Source organism: Mesorhizobium sp. M0317 (assembly GCF_040321555.1).
GTDB lineage: Bacteria > Pseudomonadota > Alphaproteobacteria > Rhizobiales > Rhizobiaceae > Mesorhizobium.
On the sequence record NZ_JAMYRV010000104.1, the window covers coordinates 1 to 1,286 of the forward strand.

The 1,286-nt window shown below is 61.4% G+C and carries 1 pseudogene; it reads left to right on the plus strand.

Annotated elements, in window-relative coordinates:
- Window positions 1-101: 101 nt before the first annotated feature.
- Window positions 102-1,286 (plus strand): annotated as a pseudogene (locus tag NKI88_RS31695) (hypothetical protein); the annotation flags it as partial.

The following is a 1,286-nucleotide window of genomic DNA, read 5'->3' on the forward strand; positions in this document are numbered from 1 at the left end:
CCACCCATCAAGTGGGTGCATTGCCATGGGAAGCGCAGCCCATGATGCAAGGGAGCGGACAAGAACACGCCGCGGCGCCGTACGCAGGAGGCAGTGGGTCGATGCTGGGTGCCTCGGTGCTGCAGCCGGGTCACTCAACGGCGCGCCATCATGATGCGCCGGATTCGTCAGTGGTTGATCTGAATCCCCCCGCACCGTTCGAGTTGCGTGACCATGCTCGTTATGTGCCGGCGGCGCCTGCCGGGCCAGCGTTCGCCAGGGCAGAGGAGACGCCCTCCGCGGTTGGCGAGGCCGCGGTGGCCGAAACGCTGGCTCGGTTGCAAAAGCAGATGGTCGATGCTGACTTGTCGGGATATTTCGACTCGATTCCGCACGCGGACCTTCTACGATCGCCATGGGAAGCGCAGCCCATGATGCAAGGGATCGGACAAGAACACGCCGCGGCGCCGTACGCCGGAGGCAGTGGGTCGATGCTGGGTGCCTCGGTGCTGCAGCCGGGTCACTCAACGGCGCGCCATCATCATGCGCCGGATTCGTCAGTGGTTGATCTGAATCCCCCCGCACGGGTCGAGTTGCGTGACCATGCTCGTTCTGTGCCGGCGGCGGTGCAGCCAGATCCTCCAGTAGTGGTCTCCGGTCGCGACAAGCGTCCTCTTTATTCCAACGATGCGACCGTTGTCGAAGGGCTGAGGTCAGCATTGGAGAGCACGGTCAAGCGCCATGTAAATTCTCTTCTCGGCTTTGGTCGTTGGCTCTTTGATAATAACAGGCCGGGATTTGCTGCTCGGCTTCACGAGGAGTCGCTGGATCCGGATCTCAAGGAGTACGAGAGCAAGAGTGGCTCCTCGGACGTGGCTAGAGCAGTGGGTCATCTCAAGACGTGGGCGGGCGGAGCGCCAGTGCTGGACCGCGCCGCTGTCCTGAATAATCCCGACCCTGCCGACGCCGCGCTCATCAGAGATTATACAGCGGCTCCCATCAAAGAGTACAAGGCAGCGCCGACCGGGCCGAATCCCGGTACCATTCAGACCTATGGATCTGCTCCTAGAGGTTTCAGTGAATACCTGGTTGAAAACCACAAGCCGGGGATTGCGGCTCGGCTTCACGAGGGGTCGCTGGATGAAGATGCCAAGCGCTATAACAACTCCGGTGGGATCAGTGCACTAGCTCATCTCCGGAAGTCCGAACTCGGGCGCGAGCTCCCTGGGAAAGCTAATGAAGACGACGCTGTTCTGGCATCGTCTTTCGTGCCTACTGGGCCCCATCACCAAGCCTCGGATCCCGCA